General features: G+C 46.3%; 2 protein-coding genes. Both read left to right on the top strand.

Annotated elements, in window-relative coordinates; translation table 11 throughout:
* The first annotated feature begins 141 nt into the window (after positions 1-141).
* Complete coding sequence (locus QUB24_RS33280; RefSeq protein ID WP_333157848.1) at positions 142-783, top strand: group II intron maturase-specific domain-containing protein; 642 nt, start codon at positions 142-144, stop codon at positions 781-783.
* A 534-nt stretch (positions 784-1,317) separates the two neighbouring features.
* Positions 1,318-2,067: a reverse transcriptase N-terminal domain-containing protein gene (locus QUB24_RS33275; protein WP_333157846.1), complete on the top strand. Its 750-nt coding sequence runs from the start codon at positions 1,318-1,320 to the stop codon at positions 2,065-2,067.
* Positions 2,068-2,082: the final 15 nt, after the last annotated feature.

Raw genomic sequence — 2,082 nt, 5'->3', positions numbered from 1 at the left:
TAAGCCGGATGTGCCCAAAGGTACAAGTCCGGTTTTGAGGGGAGGGGGTTACAGCGATGTAATCCCTTTACCCGACTTCTCCACGAAGATATATCCGTTGTCCAAAGATGCAAAGAGATTATCTCCGAATGGTTACAAGGCATGGGTCTGGAATTAAAACCTAGCAAAACGAGGCTTGCCCATACCCTTAAACGGTATGAGCAAGAAGAACCAGGATTTGATTTCCTTGGTTTCACAATACAACAATTCCCTATAGGAAAGTATCACTCGAAACAAGGTTTTAAGACAATCATCACCCCAAGTAAACAAAAGCAAAAGGTACACTACGACCAAATCGCTAGAGTTGTAGAAGCCCACAAGGCAGCACCGCAAGCGGCGCTAATCAGCCATTTAAACCCAATTATCCGGGGATGGGCAAACTACTATGCGACTGTAGTAAGTAAGAAGGCTTACTCAGATATTGATAACCTCATGTACCAAAAGTTAAGAACTTGGGCAAAACACCGCCACCCCAACAAGAACGGGGAATGGGTATCAAAAAGATATTGGCACCCAATAAACGGTGATAACTGGGTATTCGCAACCATGAAAGAAGGGTCAAACTCTCTTCGGTTACTAAACCATGCCGACACTCCAATAGTGCGTCATGTGAAAGTTAAAGGCGAATTGGCTCCATACGACGGCAACCTGGTTGTGCGAATCGAAGCCGCACGAGAGAGTGGGAAACTCAAATACTCCCCTGGCAAGCGCTCAAATGCCAGTGTCCATTTCCTGGGGGCATAAGGAGCAATTCTTGTGTCTCATAGCTCAGGAAAGAAGCCGAACCTAAGTAGGAAGTCACGTCCAAAAAGGAGGCAAGGGCAAAACTAATTAGGTGTAGCAACAGCGAACCTGCGATGACGCTTCGTTAAGCCGAGCTTCGGAAAGTGACTGAAACAGGAGTGTAGGGACAATAGATAATCCAAAGAATTAGGTGGATTATGTGAGCGCCTAGTCCCCGGAGTAAAGCAGGACACCGAATTAGTTGTATCTCCATCTGGTGCGGAACGAGATAACCCCGATAGGGTCTACTGCCTAATTTCCAACGCAGTAGTAAAGAAACCGTAAGGTGACTCTAACTCCCTAGCGGGTGAGGGATGTCTTCAGAAGCGAATGCCGTCAGGACGAAAGTCCAGAGGAAAAAGGCACAAGCCTATAACTCGACGGATAGGGCAGGTAGAAACCTGAGATACCCAACCCGAAAGGGTGCAGACGGAAGACAGGTGAATCTCTTGAAGTTCAATGAGACGGGGCTGAACCTGTCAGGAAAAGTTAGATATGACTCATCGAGCCGTAAACGTAACTGACAAGAACGACACTCAATGGCAAGCCATCAACTGGCGCAAAGCCAATCGTGTAGTTAAGAACCTGAGACAGCGAATCTTCAAGGCTACTCGTGAAGGACGCTGGAAGACAGTCCGAAATCTTCAGCGGTTGTTGATGAAATCGCTGTCGAACATATACCTGGCTGTAAGGAGGTGTACACAACAGAATCAGGGCAAGAAAACTCCAGGCGTTGACGGATTGGTAGTTCTCAACCCAAAAGGAAGAGGAGTTCTGGTGGATGCCCTCAAGAAATTCATCCCCTGGAAGCCACTACCAACCAAACGGGTGTACATACCAAAGCCTAATGGAAAGAAGCGTCCACTAGGAATTCCTACGCTAATAGACCGATGCCTCCAAGCAATCGTATTAAACGCGCTAGAACCATGCTGGGAAGCACAATTTGAACGCGCTAGCTACGGATTCCGCCCTGGCAGATGCACCCATGACGCAGCAGAGAAAATATTCAATGCTGTTCGTCCCAACAAGAAGAAAAAGTGGGTAGTAGATGCCGACATTAAAGGATGCTTCGACAACATCAACCACGAATTTCTAATAGGTCGAATTGGAAATTTTCCTGCAAGTAAACTAATACAGCAATGGCTAAAAGCAGGATATGTGGATAAGAACGTATTCCATGAAACAATACTCCGGACAGTTTTTAAGCAGCCAAAGTACCATAAGACAAGACTGAAGGAAAATTAGGATGGTTTAAAATCA

This window comes from Microcoleus sp. B9-D4, assembly GCF_036705105.1.
In the GTDB taxonomy this organism is placed as follows: domain Bacteria; phylum Cyanobacteriota; class Cyanobacteriia; order Cyanobacteriales; family Microcoleaceae; genus Microcoleus.
This window is presented reverse-complemented; position numbering and strand designations above follow the sequence as displayed.